This is a genomic window from Marinicella rhabdoformis (genome assembly GCF_009671245.1).
In the GTDB taxonomy this organism is placed as follows: Bacteria; Pseudomonadota; Gammaproteobacteria; order Xanthomonadales; family Marinicellaceae; genus Marinicella; species Marinicella rhabdoformis.
In genome coordinates this window covers 897,381-913,143 of record NZ_VTFS01000001.1, presented here as the reverse complement: position 1 = coordinate 913,143, position 15,763 = coordinate 897,381, and the positions used below count along the sequence as shown (strand labels likewise).

General features: G+C 44.0%; 12 protein-coding genes and 1 tRNA gene. 11 read left to right on the top strand and 2 right to left on the bottom strand.

Annotated elements, in window-relative coordinates; translation table 11 throughout:
- Positions 1–17 precede the first annotated feature (17 nt).
- From FET73_RS03915 to truB, 7 genes are all read left to right on the top strand, one after another.
- Positions 18–1,250, top strand: a complete 1,233-nt coding sequence (locus tag FET73_RS03915) for a cation:proton antiporter (RefSeq protein ID WP_154222595.1) — start codon at positions 18–20, stop codon at positions 1,248–1,250.
- A gap of 51 nt (positions 1,251–1,301) precedes the next feature.
- A tRNA-Met gene (locus FET73_RS03910) sits at positions 1,302–1,378 on the top strand.
- Positions 1,379–1,510: 132 nt separating this feature from the next.
- Positions 1,511–1,975 carry a ribosome maturation factor RimP gene (gene rimP / locus FET73_RS03905; RefSeq protein ID WP_154222594.1) on the top strand — a complete coding sequence of 155 codons (465 nt, stop codon included), beginning with the start codon at positions 1,511–1,513 and terminating at the stop codon, positions 1,973–1,975.
- Positions 1,972–3,453 carry a transcription termination factor NusA gene (nusA, locus tag FET73_RS03900; protein WP_154222593.1) on the top strand — a complete coding sequence of 494 codons (1,482 nt, stop codon included), beginning with the start codon at positions 1,972–1,974 and terminating at the stop codon, positions 3,451–3,453. Before rimP ends, nusA begins: the two co-directional genes overlap by 4 nt.
- A gap of 20 nt (positions 3,454–3,473) precedes the next feature.
- Positions 3,474–6,206 carry a translation initiation factor IF-2 gene (infB, locus tag FET73_RS03895; RefSeq protein WP_154222592.1) on the top strand — a complete coding sequence of 911 codons (2,733 nt, stop codon included), beginning with the start codon at positions 3,474–3,476 and terminating at the stop codon, positions 6,204–6,206.
- Between the two features lie 9 nt (positions 6,207–6,215).
- Positions 6,216–6,593, top strand: coding sequence for a 30S ribosome-binding factor RbfA (gene rbfA / locus FET73_RS03890; RefSeq protein WP_154222591.1), 378 nt, complete (start codon positions 6,216–6,218; stop codon positions 6,591–6,593).
- A 12-nt stretch (positions 6,594–6,605) separates the two neighbouring features.
- On the top strand, positions 6,606–7,523 hold the full coding sequence (truB, locus tag FET73_RS03885; protein ID WP_154222590.1) for a tRNA pseudouridine(55) synthase TruB: 918 nt from the start codon (positions 6,606–6,608) through the stop codon (positions 7,521–7,523).
- Between the two features lie 85 nt (positions 7,524–7,608).
- On the opposite strand, the gene FET73_RS03880 is transcribed toward truB, so the two are convergent.
- Both FET73_RS03880 and FET73_RS03875 read right to left on the bottom strand, forming a co-directional pair.
- On the bottom strand, positions 7,609–9,897 hold the full coding sequence (locus tag FET73_RS03880; protein ID WP_154222589.1) for a xanthine dehydrogenase family protein molybdopterin-binding subunit: 2,289 nt from the start codon (positions 9,895–9,897) through the stop codon (positions 7,609–7,611).
- Entirely contained in the window at positions 9,894–10,367 is a 474-nt protein-coding gene (locus tag FET73_RS03875; protein ID WP_154222588.1) for a (2Fe-2S)-binding protein, read from the bottom strand. Before FET73_RS03875 ends, FET73_RS03880 begins: the two co-directional genes overlap by 4 nt.
- A gap of 258 nt (positions 10,368–10,625) precedes the next feature.
- On the opposite strand from FET73_RS03875, the gene FET73_RS03870 reads away from it, so the two are divergent.
- From FET73_RS03870 to FET73_RS03855, 4 genes are read left to right on the top strand one after another with little or no spacing between them, the layout of a single operon-like run.
- Entirely contained in the window at positions 10,626–12,206 is a 1,581-nt protein-coding gene (locus FET73_RS03870) for a GMC family oxidoreductase (RefSeq protein WP_154222587.1), read from the top strand.
- Positions 12,206–13,135, top strand: coding sequence for an ABC transporter permease subunit (locus tag FET73_RS03865; protein ID WP_343032270.1), 930 nt, complete (start codon positions 12,206–12,208; stop codon positions 13,133–13,135). The genes FET73_RS03870 and FET73_RS03865 overlap by 1 nt, the downstream gene beginning before the upstream one ends.
- A complete protein-coding gene (locus tag FET73_RS03860; RefSeq protein ID WP_154222585.1) occupies positions 13,132–13,944 on the top strand; it encodes an ABC transporter permease in 813 nt (270 codons plus the stop codon). The genes FET73_RS03865 and FET73_RS03860 overlap by 4 nt, the downstream gene beginning before the upstream one ends.
- Before the next feature lie 17 nt (positions 13,945–13,961).
- A complete protein-coding gene (locus tag FET73_RS03855; RefSeq protein ID WP_154222584.1) occupies positions 13,962–15,662 on the top strand; it encodes an ABC transporter ATP-binding protein in 1,701 nt (566 codons plus the stop codon).
- Positions 15,663–15,763: the final 101 nt, after the last annotated feature.

Here is a 15,763-nt window from a genome sequence, read left to right as displayed (position 1 = left end):
ACACACATTGTGACCCCATGACCTTATTTGAAATCATAGCAGCGCTGTTATCTTTGACGGCAGTATTTGCCTATATTAACCACCGTTTTATAGGCATGCCAACTGGTATAGGTATCATGTTGATTGGTTTGGTTTTGTCTTTGTTGTTGATCTTAATGAACCAAATTGGCTGGTTCAGTACTGAAACAGTTGAGCATCATCTGTCTGAAATAGATTTTGATGAAACAGTGATGAATGGGATGTTAAGTTTCTTGCTTTTTGCGGGGGCATTGCATGTCAATTTGAATCGCCTGAGTGAGCACAAGGAGACCATTGCTATTTTGGCATCCATTGGTGTAATCACCTCTGCACTGTTGGTCAGTGTTGCCACTTATTACATACTGGCTTGGTTTGGTATAAATGTTTCATATATCTACTGTCTTGTGTTTGGTGTGTTGATTTCACCAACGGATCCTATTGCCGTCATGGGGATATTAAAGAAGGTAGGTGCACCTAAGTCAATCGAGGTAAAGATTACCGGTGAGTCGTTATTTAATGACGGCGTCGCAGTGGTGTTGTTCATTGCAGTATTAGGCATTGCAACAGGTCAGTTTGAAGCCAGTTTCAGTCACATCAGTTTGTTGTTTATTCATGAAGCAATTGGTGGCGGTGTGTTTGGTTTTATTTTGGGTTTGTTGGGTTATTGGGCGCTCAAATCTATAGATAATTACCAGGTTGAAATTTTGATTACACTGGCCATAGTGACAGGTGGTTATGCTTTGGCGGGAGTGTTTCATTTGTCGGGCCCTATAGCGATTGTTGTTGCTGGCTTGATGATAGGCAACCAAGGCAGGCAATTGGCCATGAGTGATACCACTCGAGTCAGGCTGGATAATTTTTGGGAATTGTTGGATGAAATACTGAATTCGGTCCTGTTTTTGTTGATTGGATTGGAATTGTTGTTGATAGATTTTATGCCAGATTATTTTTATGCGGCATTGGTAATTATTCCAGCCGTGGTGGTGGCTCGATGGATTTCAGTGGGTTTGCCGGTCAGTTTGCTCAAGCTGAGAAGAAGTTTCTCTCCACATGCCATTAAGATTTTGACTTGGGGTGGTTTAAGGGGCGGGATCTCGGTTGCTTTGGTGTTGTCGCTTCCTGATGTGCCGGAAAAAGGTCCTTTGTTGGCTTTAACCTATTCAGTTGTGCTATTTAGTATTTTGGTGCAAGGCATGACTGTGGGTAAATTGGCTAAATTAGCAAAACAATGAAATGGAGGTTGCATTTCAAAAAAAATGTAGTAACATATGCCGTCTTGATGATGCGGGGTGGAGCAGTCTGGCAGCTCGTCGGGCTCATAACCCGAAGGTCGTAGGTTCGAATCCTGCCCCCGCAACCAATTTATTGAAAGATAATGAGGCTCCTTTGGGAGCCTTTTTTGTTGCTGAATTTTGAGCATTCGATAATTCACAGCCTTGCGGAGCTTGATTGGCTCGGAGCGCTCAAATAAAAAGCAAAACACTGTATATTTATGAAAGAAAAACTGTTGTCACAATTGATTGCACCCATTGTTGAAGATTTGGGTTTTGCCTTTTGGGGCTTAGAATACCTGCCTCAAAAAAATGGCGCCATGTTGCGTGTATTTATTGATGCAGAAAACGGTGTTGGCGTCAATGATTGTGCCAAGTGCAGCAGGGAAATTTCAGGGGTATTAGAAGTTGAAGACCCCATCAGCAGTGCCTACATTTTAGAGGTTTCATCACCGGGCATGGATCGTGTTTTATTTTCAGCCAAACAAATTGCTGACTATATGGGTCAACCAGTCCAAGTAAAACTGGCACAAGCGGTTGATGGTGCGCGTAACATCAAAGGTAACATCACAGCGGTAGATGGTGAGCTGATTACAGTAAGCAACGAACAAAAAGATTACCAATTCGAATTTGATAACGTCATGAAGGCCAGATTGAAGCCTGTATTTGATGGAGTGAAAAAATGAGCAGAGAAATATTATATGTGGCCGAAGCCTTATCTAATGAAAAAGGCGTAGATTCAGAGGTTATTTTTGAAGCCATTGAGTTGGCGCTGGCTTCAGCTACACGCAAAAAACACATGAAAGACATGGACGTACGTGTGGATATTGATCGCACCACGGGTGAATACGACAGTTACAGACGCTGGACGATTGTGACTGATGAAGAGTTTGAATCCGAAGACCGTCAAATTATTTTAGAAGACGCTCAAAAAACCAATCCAGAAGTCGTTTTAGGTGACGTGCTTGAAGAAGCCATGGATTCAGTTGAATTTGGACGCATTGCAGCACAAACTGCAAAGCAGGTTATTTTGCAGAAGGTACGTGAAGCAGAACGTGAGCAAGTGGTTGAACAGTTTGAAGACCGCATTGGTGAAGTGCTGTCAGGTATTGTGAAGCGTTTTGAACGTGGCCATATTTTCTTAGATGTGGGTGGTGGAAATGAAGCCATCGTTCCAAGAGAATACGGTATACCTCGTGAAAAAGTGAAGCGTGGTGATCGATTGAAAGGATTGTTGGTTGAGGTGAATAAATTCAACCGTGGCCCCATTTTGACGCTGTCACGTCGCAGTCCAGAATTCATGATTGAATTATTTAAAATGGAAGTGCCTGAAATTTCGCAAGGTTTTCTTGAGTTAAAAGGTGCGGCTCGTGATCCAGGGCATAGGGCTAAGATTGCCGTTTTCTCTCATGACAAAAAATTAGATCCAATTGGTGCTTGTGTAGGAATGCGTGGTTCACGTGTGACTTCTGTGGGCAACGAATTGGGTAATGAAAGAATTGACATCGTATTATGGGATGAAAATACAGCGCAATTTATCATCAATGCCATGGCACCTGCAGAAATAGAGTCAATTGTTGTTGATGAAGAGAAGAATACCATAGATGTGGCAGTGAGTGAGTCTCAATTGTCACAAGCGATTGGCCGTGGTGGTCAAAATGTACGCTTAGCCAGTGAGTTAACCGGTTGGAATATCAACGTATTAACTAAAGAGCAAGCGGAAGAGAAAAGTGAAGAAGAAGCCATGGGTTTTGTTCGTGACTACGAAGAAAAACTCGATGTTGATGAAGATTTGGCAGTTTTGTTGGTCCAAGAAGGGTTTTCGACCATTGAAGAAATTGCCTATGTTGAAGAGTCTGAATTATTGAACATTGATGGTTTTGATGAAGATTTGGTTGAGGAGTTGAGACAGAGGGCACGCGATGCTTTGTTAACTCAAATGATAGCCAAAGAAGAAAAGTTAGAAAGTAAGAAGCCAGATGAAGACATGCTCAATTTAGAATTGATGAATGACACATTGGCATTTCAATTGGCAGACCAAGGCATCCGAACACGAGATGATTTGGCTGAATTAGCCACAGACGAATTGATGGCTTTGGTTGAAATTGAAGAGCAAGCAGCATCTGATTTGATTATGGAAGCCAGACAACACTGGTTTGAATAAACAGTACGGGAGGACAAACAATGTCTAATGAAACAGTAAAACATTTAGCCGAAGCACTGGGCATAGAGACCGAGAAATTATTGGGTCAATTAACCAGCGCGGGAATTGCCGCCCAGTCTGAAACAGACACCATCAGCAATGATGATAAGATGAAGTTGTTAGACTTTTTACGCGGCTCACATGGTAAAGAAAAGAAGAGCTTGTCACCTCGAAAAAAGGTGGTTTTGAAGCGCAAATCTAAAGAGGTATTGAAAGTTTCAAGCACCAATTCGGGTGTGTCGAAGACAAAAAAAATTAACATTGAAGTTAAGAAGAAAAAATTGTCTTCCGGCCCTTCAGCTTCTGAGATGGCTGAAATTGAAAAAGAGCGTTTAGAAGCGCAGAAAGCATTGGAAGCACGTAAGGACCAATTAGCAGTTGAAGCTCAGGAAAAGCAGGCAGCACAAGACAAAATTGAAGCTGAAATCAGAGCGCAGGCTGAAAAAGATGTGGCAGCACGTGAAGCAAAAGAAGCGGCCGAAGCAGCAGCTCAAGCCAAACTAGATGCTGAAAATGCGGCCAAGCAAACCCCAGAAGATTCTGAGTCAGATGATGCTGTTGAAGCCAAACCAGCAGAAGAAGCGACTCCAGAAGAAGATAAGGTGAGCGAAGCAGAAAGGTTAGAGGCTGAGCGCAAGAAAAAACACGATGACATGGTGGAAAAACAGGTTCAAAAAGCCATTGCTGATCGTGCCAATCGCAAGAAGAAAGCTCAAGGTGGTGGTGGGACTAATACCAGCCGCAATCCAAACACTCCGGCTAATGCGAATGCCAATACAGGTAACAAAAAAGGTGCGCCGAACCGCAACTTTGGACCTAACAAACCACCCGGTGGTGGAAGAAAACAGTTGCATGTGAAAGGCCCCCGTGGTCGTGGAAAGCAACAGCGTCCACAACACATCAGCAACAAGCCAACAGAGCATGGCTTCCAAAAGCCAACTGCTATTGCGGTACAAACCATTGAGGTGCCTTCGCACATTACTGTGGGTGAATTGGCTTCAAGCTTAAAAATTAAATCGTCAGAAATCATCAAAGAGTTGATGACAATGGGGATGATGGTAACGATTAATCAACCTTTGGATCAAGAAACAGCAATTTTGGTTACAGAAGAGTTGGGTCATAATGCGTCACCTGCGAATGAGCAAACCAAGGCTGAGTTATTAAAAGAAGAAGCCAGTAAAACAGTAGATGATGAAAATGCGACTGTCAGACCACCTGTTGTCACAGTTATGGGTCATGTTGATCATGGTAAGACGTCACTGCTTGATTACATCCGTGAAACAAAAGTAACTGATAAAGAAGCCGGTGGTATTACGCAGCACATTGGTGCGTACCATGTTACGACTGATAAAGGTGTGATCTCATTCATTGATACACCAGGCCATGCGGCATTTACTGCCATGCGTGCCCGTGGTGCTCAAGTAACAGATATTGTGATTTTGGTTGTCGCTGCCAATGATGGTGTTATGCCGCAGACTAAAGAGGGTGTTGAGCACGCTCGAGCAGCTGGTGTTCCTATGATCGTCGCTGTCAATAAAATCGATTTAGAAGAAGCAAACGTAGATCGTGTTAAACAAGATTTGGCTGGACTTGAAGTGGTCCCTGAAGATTGGGGTGGCGATGTACAGTTTATTGAAGTATCGGCAAAAACTGGTCAAGGTATCGATGACTTATTGGATGCGATTTCTTTACAAGCCGAAGTCATGGAACTTAAAGCCGTTGATGACACATCTGCGTCTGGTATTGTGGTTGAGTCATCATTAGACAAAGGTCGTGGTCCAGTTGCTACTGTTCTCGTTAAAGGCGGCACCCTGAAGAAAGGTGACATGATTCTTTGTGGTGAGCAATTTGGTCGCATCAGGTCATTAATTGATGAGAACGGTAAAGACATTGCCTCAGCGGGCCCTTCAATTCCCGCAGTGGTGCTTGGTTTATCAGGCGTACCCATCGCAGGTGATGAGTTTTTAGTCGTTAAAGACAAGAAACAAGCGCGTGAAGCGGCACAAGAAAATCGTGAACGTGTTCGTGAAGAACGATTGAAGCGCCAACAAGCGGCTAAGTTAGAAAACTTAATGTCACAAATGGGCAAAGAAGCGAAACTTGAAGTTAACTTATTGGTTAAAGCTGACGTACAGGGTTCGGTTGAAGCGTTGAAAGAATCATTACAAGATATCTCTAATGATGACGTTAATGTTCGTGTGGTTTCAGCTGGCGTAGGTGGCATCACAAATGCTGATGCGCAGTTGGCAGCGGCATCTAATGCGATAATCATTGGTTTCAATGTACGTGCTGATAAAACCGCCAGAGAAATCATCAGGGAAAGTGATTTGGATCTTCATTATTTCAGTATCATTTATGAAGCAATTGACCAAGTCAAAGCCTCTGTGACGGGTGTTTTGGGTACTGAAACCAAAGAAAATATTTTGGGCACAGCTGAAGTTCGTGACGTGTTCCGCTCTTCGAAATTTGGTACCATTGCGGGCTGCTTGGTTTCCGAAGGTGTGGTCAAACAAGACAACCCAATCCGTGTATTGCGTGATAATGTGGTAATCTTCGAAGGTGAGTTAGAGTCATTACGCCGTCACAAAGACGATGTGGCTGAAGTTAAATCTGGTACCGAGTGTGGTATTGGCGTTAAACAATACAAAGATGTTCAACCGGGTGACCAAATAGAATGTTTCGAGCGTATTGAAGTACAAAGAACACTGGACTAAAATCAGCATATGGGATTCAGAGACTTTAAAAGAAGTGACAGGGTTGCGGCGCAAATGCGTCGCACCATGGCGACTGCCATTCATCAAAACTTACCTGATGAAGACACTTCTTTCATAACCATTTCAGACGTTGAAGTGACGCGCGACTTATCTGTGGCAACGATATTCATAAATACTTTGGACCCCAGTCAAGAAAAATTGGCGTTACAAACTTTGCGTTTGAACGCCAAGGCTTTGAGAAAAGTGATGTCACAAGAAATGAACATGCGAAAAGTGCCTGAATTGCGATTCAAGTATGATGCTTCATTGGAATATGGACAAAAACTTGAATATTTGATTCAAAAAGCACGTGCTACCGACCCCAACCTCCCTGACGACGAAGAATAGTTCAATCGCCATATGGCTCAAAAACGCTCGGCTAAGAAAAATTACCCAGATTTGCATGGCATCGTTCTGTTGAACAAACCCACAGGCATTTCTTCTAATTTGGCCTTACAAAAAGTACGTCACTTATTCAAAGCGAAAAAAGCAGGCCACACCGGCAACCTAGATCCGATGGCGACTGGTTTGTTGCCATGTTGTTTTGGTGATGCGACAAAAGTCGCACATTTGTTGATAAATTCAGACAAAACATACGTCGCACGTTGTGTCTTAGGCAGTCAAACAGACACTGGTGATGCAACGGGTGAAGTGATAGAAACTGCGGGTATAACACAGCTGAGTGACGAAGAAGTGTTGTCAGCATGTGAATCTCTGACAGGTGATATTCAACAAGTGCCACCCATGTATTCAGCTTTACATCACAATGGCCGTCGATTATATGAATTGGCCAGAGAAGGTAAGGTTGTTGAAAGGCCACCAAGAAAAGCCACCATTTACCAGTTCAAATTATTAGAAAATACAGCCACACATATTGATTTTGAGATTAAAGTTTCTAAAGGCACTTACATTCGCACTTTGCTAGAAGATTTTGCCAAGGCGTGTGGTACGGTTGCTCATATGTCGGCTTTGCATAGAACGGCAACTGGTATATTCAGTGGTGAGGACATGATGACTTTAGATGCATTATCTGATTCAGAAAATTTGTCGGACCACCTCATTCCAATGGATGGTGCATTGGTTGAATACCCCAAACAATCATTGTCCGCCGCACAAACACAAGACCTGATTCATGGAAAAACCATTGAATGTGAAGGTCAGACTGATATGTACCGACTGTATGATCAAAATGATCGTTTCTTGGGCATGGGTGATTTGCATGCCAATGGCATTTTGAAAGTTAAAAAGCTTTTTTTAAAATCTTATCAAGGCCTTTAATCTTTCAATTCCTAACTGAATTGAAGGGTCAAAAATCCTTTTTTATCAGACGTTATTGACCCTCACAAACTGTTAAACCTCGCAGCTATACCAAGCTCAAATGCTTCATCGGTAAGCGCCTGTTACGATTCCCCGTGGCATTGTAAATGGCATTGCACAATGCAGGAGCAAAAGGTGGTACACCTGGTTCACCCACACCAGTCGGTTTTTCTTCACTCGCCACCAAATGTGTATGAATGGTGGGAATCTGATTCATACGAACCAGCTGATAATCATTGAAGTTATTTTGTTCAACAATACCATCTTTGGCTGTGATTTCTCCGTAAAAAGCGATGCTGGCACCAAACATGGCAGCGCCTTCTAATTGTGAGCGCACGCGATCAGGATTGACCACTTTACCGATGTCTGCGGCCATGTGAATGTCTTCAATCTTGACTTTATTACCATCAGTTGAAACATGAACCACAATCGCCACATAACTTAAAAAGCTGCGGTGAGCCGCTATGCCAATACCATGGCCTTTGGGTAAGCCTCCATTTTTAGACTTTTTATCCCAGCCTGATTTTTCGGCCACTAAATTAATCACATGTTTTAAACGCGACGTGTCAGCGGGGTAGTCAGTAATGCTTTCACCGTAGTTTGTGTACTTGTAATTGTCTTTGCTGAAGTCTACATGCTGGTCTTTGCCAATCAATTGGAGTAAGTAATCTTTGGGATTAACTTTACTGGCGACTGCCAATTCATCAGCAAATGATGAAGCGGCAAAAACATTGTTGATGTTGGTGACCGAACGTACCCAACCGATGCGCATGAAGGTTTCTGTTTCTCCCAGTGCAATCTTGATGTTGGGGATGTCATACATCACATCACCCAAGCCCAAATCTACCATACCAGCGGCTTTTGCCATTGGGTTGAAGGTTGACATGATGGGGTGGTTAACCATGGCGTGTGACCAGCCTGTTACATTGTTGTTTTCGTCTAAACTGGCTTCAAGTTCTTGATAACTCGGTGAATGGTAATATCCGTGTTTGATTTCGTCTTCTCGCGTCCATTGAACCTTGATGGGCAGCCCACTTTCTTTGGCTAAAAACGCAGCTTCTGCGACATAGTCAGGTTTGGATTTTCGTCCAAAACCGCCACCCAGCAATGTGACGTTGATTTTGATGTTGGCAATGTTTTCTTTGGCTATGGCCAAAGTGCCCATGACATTGGTTTGGGCGCCTTGTGGTGTTTGGGTGCAGGCCCAAACGTTGACAATGTCTCCATCAATTTGTGCCGTTGCAGCCGGCGGCTCCATGGTGGCGTGTGCCAAACCAGCGACATGGTATGCCGCTTTGATGGTTTGTTTGGCCGCTTTTTTGGCGGCATCGAAATCACCACGGACACGTGGTGTTTCTGTTGGGTTTTCGAGCGCTTTGATGAAAACTGCTTCGTGTTCTTTGGTGTTGTAGTTGGCATTTTTACCATGATCCCATTCGATTTTCAGTTTGTCGCGGCCTTGAAGAGCGGCCCAAGTATTTTCGGCAATCACGGCCACACCGCCCAGCATTTTGAACATCACAGGTGGCGTCAAAGCCGGAAGCTCAACGGTTTTGATGACACCCGGTACTTTTAAGGTTTCGCTGTCATCAAAGGATTTGACCTTGCCGTAAACCACAGGCGGTCTGGCAATCACGGCATACTTCATGCCCGGTAATTCTGTATCAAAACCATACATGGCTCGACCTGTAATAATGTCTTTGCCATCCAGTAATGCCATGTTGTCTTTACCAACATACCGGTGTTCGGCTTCTGTTTTCAATTTTAAAGTGTCTTTTGTTGGCACATCCAGTGTGGCCGCCACTTTAACCAAGTCAGCAAAGTCCAGTGTGCCTTTTGACGCATGTTTGGCTTGGTGGTTGTAGATGGTGACATCACCGACAGGTACTGACCAAATTTTGGCAGCGGCCTGTTGTAGCATGGTGCGTGCTGTGGCACCGGCTTGTTTTAATTTGATGTAGTTTTTACGTACAGAGCGTGAACCGTCGGTATTTTGGCTGCCGTATTTGGTGTCACCCAAACCTTGCTCAACGGTAACACGATCCCAGTCGGCTTCCAGCTCGTCAGCGACCAACATGGGTAGTGTGCTGCGAATGCCTTGTCCCATTTCACTGCGGTGTGAAATAACCGTCACTTGTCCATCTTCGGCAATCGACACAAATACATCCGGCTCAAAAGGTTTATGCTCCAATGTGACGGCATCGGTTGCTGCTTGTGCAACAGAAAATTGTAGCCCCAAAGTCAAACCGCCAGCGGACAAGCCGACGCCTTGTAAAAAACTTCTTCGTGTGACTTTTTTGATCTTGCTGTTAGTTAGATTGCCATCTTTTTTCATGATTGCTCTCCATTGCCAGCCATTACTTTGGCTGCTTGGTGAATCGCTTGGCGTATCCTGGGGTAAGTGCCACAGCGGCAAATGTTACCGCTCATGGCTTGGTCGATATCGGCATCACTTGGGTTGGGGTTGTTTTTTAAAAGGCCAGCTGCTGACATGATTTGTCCCGGCTGACAGTAACCGCATTGAGCCACATTGAATTGTTGCCAAGCCTGTTGCAAAGCATGTTCTCCGTCATCAGACAGGCCTTCAATGGTGGTCACTTTTTTGCCTGCGGCATAAGACATGGGGGTGATACAAGCTCGGGTTGCTTGGCCATCAATGTGAACGGTACAAGCGCCACACAAACCTTTGCCGCAACCGTATTTACTGCCTGTTAATTTGGCAACATCTCGCAAAGCCCACAACAACGGCATGTCATCAGCCACATCTAATTCAGTTAACTTACCGTTTATGTTCAGTTTGATCATCATTTACCCCATATCTGTTATCAAAAGCAAATTGCCAAGCAATCAGCATATCCTTTCTATTGTAGCCTGTTAAGCTAAAAACAAAAAAGCCATAAGTCATGTTTTTAGACAGTTTGATTTTTTAGTTATGTGGCTGCTGTAGCTTTACCGTTGATGTGAGTCAATTATTCATTGTTTGAAACTGGTAAGGTTGGTTCATTAAGCTATAATACAAACGTTTGAATAACAAAAGCCGGAAAGGCAGAACCCCAACTCAACATGAATAAAAAATTTGACTACATTATCATTGGCGCCGGTTCGGCTGGCTGTGTTCTGGCCAATAGACTCTCCGCTGATGGAAAACAGCAAGTCTTGCTGGTGGAAGCCGGTGGCAAAGACTGGAATCCTTTGATTCATATGCCAGCAGGTTTGGCAAAATTGGTGGGAATTAAGTCTATCAATTGGTCCTATGAAACCGAGCCTGAAACGCACATGAATATGCGCCAGATGTACTGGCCACGCGGTAAAGTGTTGGGTGGTTCTTCGTCAATCAATGCCATGTGTTACTGTCGTGGTCACCGCAAAGATTATGATCTTTGGCAGGATATGGGTAACGAGGGCTGGTCTTATGATGAAGTACTGCCCTATTTCAAAAAAGCCGAAAACAACCAACGCATAAACAATGACATTCATGGCCAAGATGGACCGTTGTGGGTGTCAGATTTGTCTTACACCAATCCTTTAAGTCAGGTTTTTATTGATGGTGCGGTTGAATGTGGTTTTGATCAAACCGATGACTTCAATGGTGAACATCAGCGTGGTTTTGGTTTTTATCAAGTCACACAAAAAGACAATAAACGACACTCTACGGCACAAGCTTATTTAAAACCGGCACAAAACCGAGACAATTTAACTGTAATGACCAAAACAGCCTGCCACAAAGTGCTGTTGGAGGATGGTGTGGTCAAGGGTGTTGTTTTGGCACAAGGTGACAATACATTTGAAGTGCATGCTGATAAAGAAGTGATACTGTCTGGTGGTGCGATAAACTCACCGCAGTTGTTGCTGTTGTCGGGGATTGGTCCGAAAGCTGAGTTGGCAGCACATGAGATTGAATGTCAACATGACTTGCCGGGTGTGGGTAAAAATTTACAGGATCATTTGGATGTTTGTTTGGTGCAACGCTGTAAACAAAAGATTACATACGACACTTTGAACGACATTACTGTCGGTTTGAAATATTACTTATTCAAGAAAGGGCCGGGCACATCCAATGTGGCTGAAGCCGGTGGATTTTGGCAAAGCCCATTGGCCAAGGATGACCGACCTGATTTACAGTTTCATTTTGTGCCTGCGATGCTTGATGACCATGGCAGAAACAGAATTAAAGGCAGCGGATATACCATTCACATGTGTGTATTACGCCCTGAAAGCCGAGGGCAAATCACTTTGCATTCTGCAGACCCCAAAGCACATGCCAAAATAGAAGCCAATTATTTATCAGTGCCGCACGATTTAGAGTTGATGGTTGCCGGTTTTAAAATTCAAAGACAAATTCTGGCCAGTAAGGCATTTGATGAATTCCGAGATGATGAATTGTTCCCTGGTAGTGATGTTCAGACTGATGAACAAATAATTGAATTCATACGTCAGAAATCAGAATCTATTTATCATCCGATCGGCACCTGTAAAATGGGCCAAGACGAAATGGCAGTGGTAGATCAAAAATTGAAAGTACATGGTTTGAAAGGATTGCGTGTTGTGGATGCTTCTGTGATGCCTACCTTGGTTTCGGGTAATACCAATGCACCAACCATCATGATGGCAGAAAAAATCAGTGATGACATTTTGAATCAATGATGCAGATGGTCATTCAGCGGCTGTTGTGGGCGGTGCCTGTGATGTGGCTGATTTTGACCCTGACATTTTTCTTGTTGCGTTTAGCGCCTGGAGGGCCTTTCGATGTCGAGCGCAGTTTAAGTCCAGAGATAGAAGCACAAATAGCGGCACAATACCGCCTGGATTTGCCATTGCACGATCAATACCTCACCTACTTATCAGGTGTGCTGCAAGGCGATTTAGGGCCATCTTTTCAATACCCCGACTTTACCGTAAACCAGTTATTGTCTTCAGGTTTGCCGGTGTCTTTGAAACTGGGTTTATGGGCTTTGTTATTGGCATTGGTGTGTGGTGTCGCTTTGGGTGTGGTGGCTGCAGTTAATCACAAAAAATGGCCAGATGGGGCCAGCATGTTATTGGCGGTAGTGGGTTTATCAGTCCCCAATTATGTGATTGGGCCTTTGTTGATTTTGTGGCTGGCGGTGACATGGCAATGGTTGCCAGCCGGTGGCTGGCAGGGTGGTGAATGGCTACACATGATACTGCCTGTGGTGACTTTGGCTTTGCCATTCATTGCGTACATTGCCCGATTGATGCGCACATCGCTGTTAGAAGTGTGGCAACAACCTTACATTCAAGTGGCATTCGCCAAAGGACTGACGACCAGACAAGTGCTGTGGCGTCATGCGCTGAAACCGGCCATGCTGCCTGTGGTTTCTTATTTAGGACCAGCTGCTGCGGCATTGATGACAGGATCTGTTGTGGTGGAGCAATTGTACGGACTGCCAGGCTTAGGCCGGTATTTTGTTCAAGGGGCTTTGAACCGTGACTATACATTGGTGATGGCTGTGGTGTTGTGGGTGGGTTTGTTGACGGTGCTGTTCAATCTGATTGTGGACCTATTATTTGGCTGGCTCAATCCGGCGATACAACAGGATCAAGCGTCATGATAAGCGATAAGAATTGGGGCATGAAATTGGCGATGTTGTGGTTGTTATTCGTTATATTAGTCAGTGTTTTTGGGCCATTGATGAGCAATTATTTACCTGAAACCATACACTGGGATGTGATGGCAATGGGTCCAAACAGTGATTTTTGGCTGGGTACCGATGTGATGGGGCGTGATGTATTGGTGCGAACCTTGTTGGGTGGTCAAACATCACTTATGGTGGCATTGATAGCCACATTGGTCAGTGTCATTATGGGGGTGGTTTATGGGGTGCTTGCTGGTTTTTATGGCGGTCGCATTGATGCGGTGATGATGCGAATAGTCGATGTCATGTATGCCTTGCCTTTTATGTTTTTGGTTATTTTGTTGCTGGTGTTCTTTGGTCAGCATTTGTGGTTGATATTTGTTGGTATTGGTGCCTATATGTGGCTAGATATGGCGCGTATTGTGCGGGGTCAAACCTTAGCGCTTAAACAGCAGGCGTTTGTCGAAGCGGCTTTTGCCATGGGACAACAGAGCGTCCGAATCATGAGCCGCCACATATTACCTAATTTGCTGCCTGTAATTTTGGTCTATGCAACGCTCACCATTCCGCAGGTGATTCTGGTAGAATCCTTCTTGAGCTTTTTAGGGCTGGGTGTACAAGAACCGATGACTTCTTGGGGTGTTTTGGTCAGCGAGGGTGCTGAGAATATGGAGCTGGCACCTTGGGCACTGATTTTCCCGGGGCTGTTTCTGTCATTAACCTTGTTAAGTTTTAACAGGCTGGGCGATGGGCTGAGGGATTGTTTGGATCCAAAGAACACATAAATAATACAAAACATCATATGAACACAGAAAAACTGCTTTCGGTAAAAGATTTAAGCATACAATTTAAAACCCAAGATCAATTGGTCACAGCTGTTGATGGCGTGTCTTTTGATATCGCCAAAGGTCAAACTTTGGGTTTGGTGGGTGAGTCGGGCTCTGGAAAGTCAGTTACATCTTTGGCCATTATGGGGCTGATACCTCAACCACCAGGTGTCATCAAAAGTGGTGAAATTTGGTTCCAAGGACAAGACTTATTGACCTTAAAAGAAAAGCAACTTCGGCCCATGCGAGGCAATCGCATTTCAATGATTTTCCAAGAGCCCATGACTTCTTTGAATCCTGTCTTTCGTGTTGGGAATCAGGTGGCTGAAGTACTGCGACTACACCAAGGGTTGAACAGAAAAAAGGCCTTGTCTAGAACCATTGAACTTTTTGACATGGTCGGTATTCCTGAGCCACAAAGGCGAATTCGTTCATACCCACACGAAATGTCAGGCGGTCAAAAACAACGGGTGATGATTGCCATGGCGATTGCTTGTGAACCTGAGCTGTTGATTTGTGATGAGCCGACCACGGCTTTGGATGTGACGATTCAAAAGCAAGTACTTGAATTGTTGTTGGATTTACAAAAAGACATGGGCATGAGCATGTTGTTTATTACCCATGATTTAGGCGTCATTGCAGACTTGGCCGATGATGTGGTGGTGATGTACCGCAGTCAATTAGTGGAAAAAAACACGACAGAAAATATATTCAAATTCCCTGCGCATCCATACACAAAAGGTTTGTTGGCTTGCCGGCCGCAATTGGGTGCCAATCCAGAGCGGTTGTTGACTGTTTCAGATTTCATGAGCAAAGATGCTGGTAAAGAAAAAACCATTGCACCTGAACGCTTAAAGCCTCAACAGAAAAAAGACAAAAGCAATAATCCAGTTTTACTTCAAGTTAATAATTTAAAAACATATTTTCCGATTAAAGGCGGCCTATTTGGTCGTACTCAAGGGCATGTGAAAGCCGTTGATAACGTGAGTTTTACCGTGCGTCGCGGCGAAACCTTGGGCTTGGTGGGTGAGTCAGGGTGCGGTAAAACCACGTTAGGTCGAACTATCCTCCGTTTACAGGGCGCAACAGCCGGTGAAGTGTATTACGATGGTGTGGATGTTTTGGCGCAAGATCCGTCGCAGATGCGTGCCTTACGTTCCAAGATGCAAATCATATTCCAAGATCCTTTTGCCTCATTGAATCCTCGCATGACGATTGCTGATATTTTAATGGAGCCTTTGACATTGCACGGGCCGGTTTGTAACAAAGCAGAAAAAATTCAGCAGGCGGTAAAGCTGCTTGAAAAAGTGGGGCTGAATGGTAATCAATTGAACCGTTATCCTCATGAATTCTCTGGTGGCCAAAGACAACGGATTTGTATTGCTCGGGCACTGGCCGTCAAACCTGAATTTATTGTTTGTGATGAATCTGTGTCTGCCTTAGATGTGTCAGTTCAAGCTCAGGTATTGAATTTGTTGTTAGAATTACAGCAAGAACTTAATTTGACTTATATTTTTATCTCACATGACTTGTCTGTGGTTAATTTCATCGCTGACCGCGTGGGCGTCATGAGTGAAGGTAAAATTGTTGAAATAGATACAGCCGAACGCATTTATCAAAACCCACAAAAGGACTATACGAAAAAATTATTGGCAGCGATTCCTCGAGGCTTTTGAAGGTACATTAATCCACCATTATTAAACTGTGGTACCTTTAAAATCATCTTAAATTCAATGATTTATGAAGTGAAAAGTCAAATGTTTTAATGTAGAATAAT

Excerpts from the sequence above, each read along its gene's own strand:
- infB (WP_154222592.1), top strand. The coding sequence starts at position 3,474 with ATGTCTAATGAAACAGTAAAACATTTAGCCGAAGCACTGGGCATAGAG.
- rbfA (WP_154222591.1), top strand. The coding sequence starts at position 6,216 with ATGGGATTCAGAGACTTTAAAAGAAGTGACAGGGTTGCGGCGCAAATG.
- truB (WP_154222590.1), top strand. The coding sequence starts at position 6,606 with ATGGCTCAAAAACGCTCGGCTAAGAAAAATTACCCAGATTTGCATGGC.
- FET73_RS03875 (WP_154222588.1), bottom strand. The coding sequence starts at position 10,367 with ATGATCAAACTGAACATAAACGGTAAGTTAACTGAATTAGATGTGGCT.
- FET73_RS03860 (WP_154222585.1), top strand. The coding sequence starts at position 13,132 with ATGATAAGCGATAAGAATTGGGGCATGAAATTGGCGATGTTGTGGTTG.
- FET73_RS03915 (WP_154222595.1), top strand. The coding sequence starts at position 18 with ATGACCTTATTTGAAATCATAGCAGCGCTGTTATCTTTGACGGCAGTA.
- FET73_RS03865 (WP_343032270.1), top strand. The coding sequence starts at position 12,206 with ATGCAGATGGTCATTCAGCGGCTGTTGTGGGCGGTGCCTGTGATGTGG.
- rimP (WP_154222594.1), top strand. The coding sequence starts at position 1,511 with ATGAAAGAAAAACTGTTGTCACAATTGATTGCACCCATTGTTGAAGAT.
- FET73_RS03855 (WP_154222584.1), top strand. The coding sequence starts at position 13,962 with ATGAACACAGAAAAACTGCTTTCGGTAAAAGATTTAAGCATACAATTT.
- FET73_RS03870 (WP_154222587.1), top strand. The coding sequence starts at position 10,626 with ATGAATAAAAAATTTGACTACATTATCATTGGCGCCGGTTCGGCTGGC.
- nusA (WP_154222593.1), top strand. The coding sequence starts at position 1,972 with ATGAGCAGAGAAATATTATATGTGGCCGAAGCCTTATCTAATGAAAAA.
- FET73_RS03880 (WP_154222589.1), bottom strand. The coding sequence starts at position 9,897 with ATGAAAAAAGATGGCAATCTAACTAACAGCAAGATCAAAAAAGTCACA.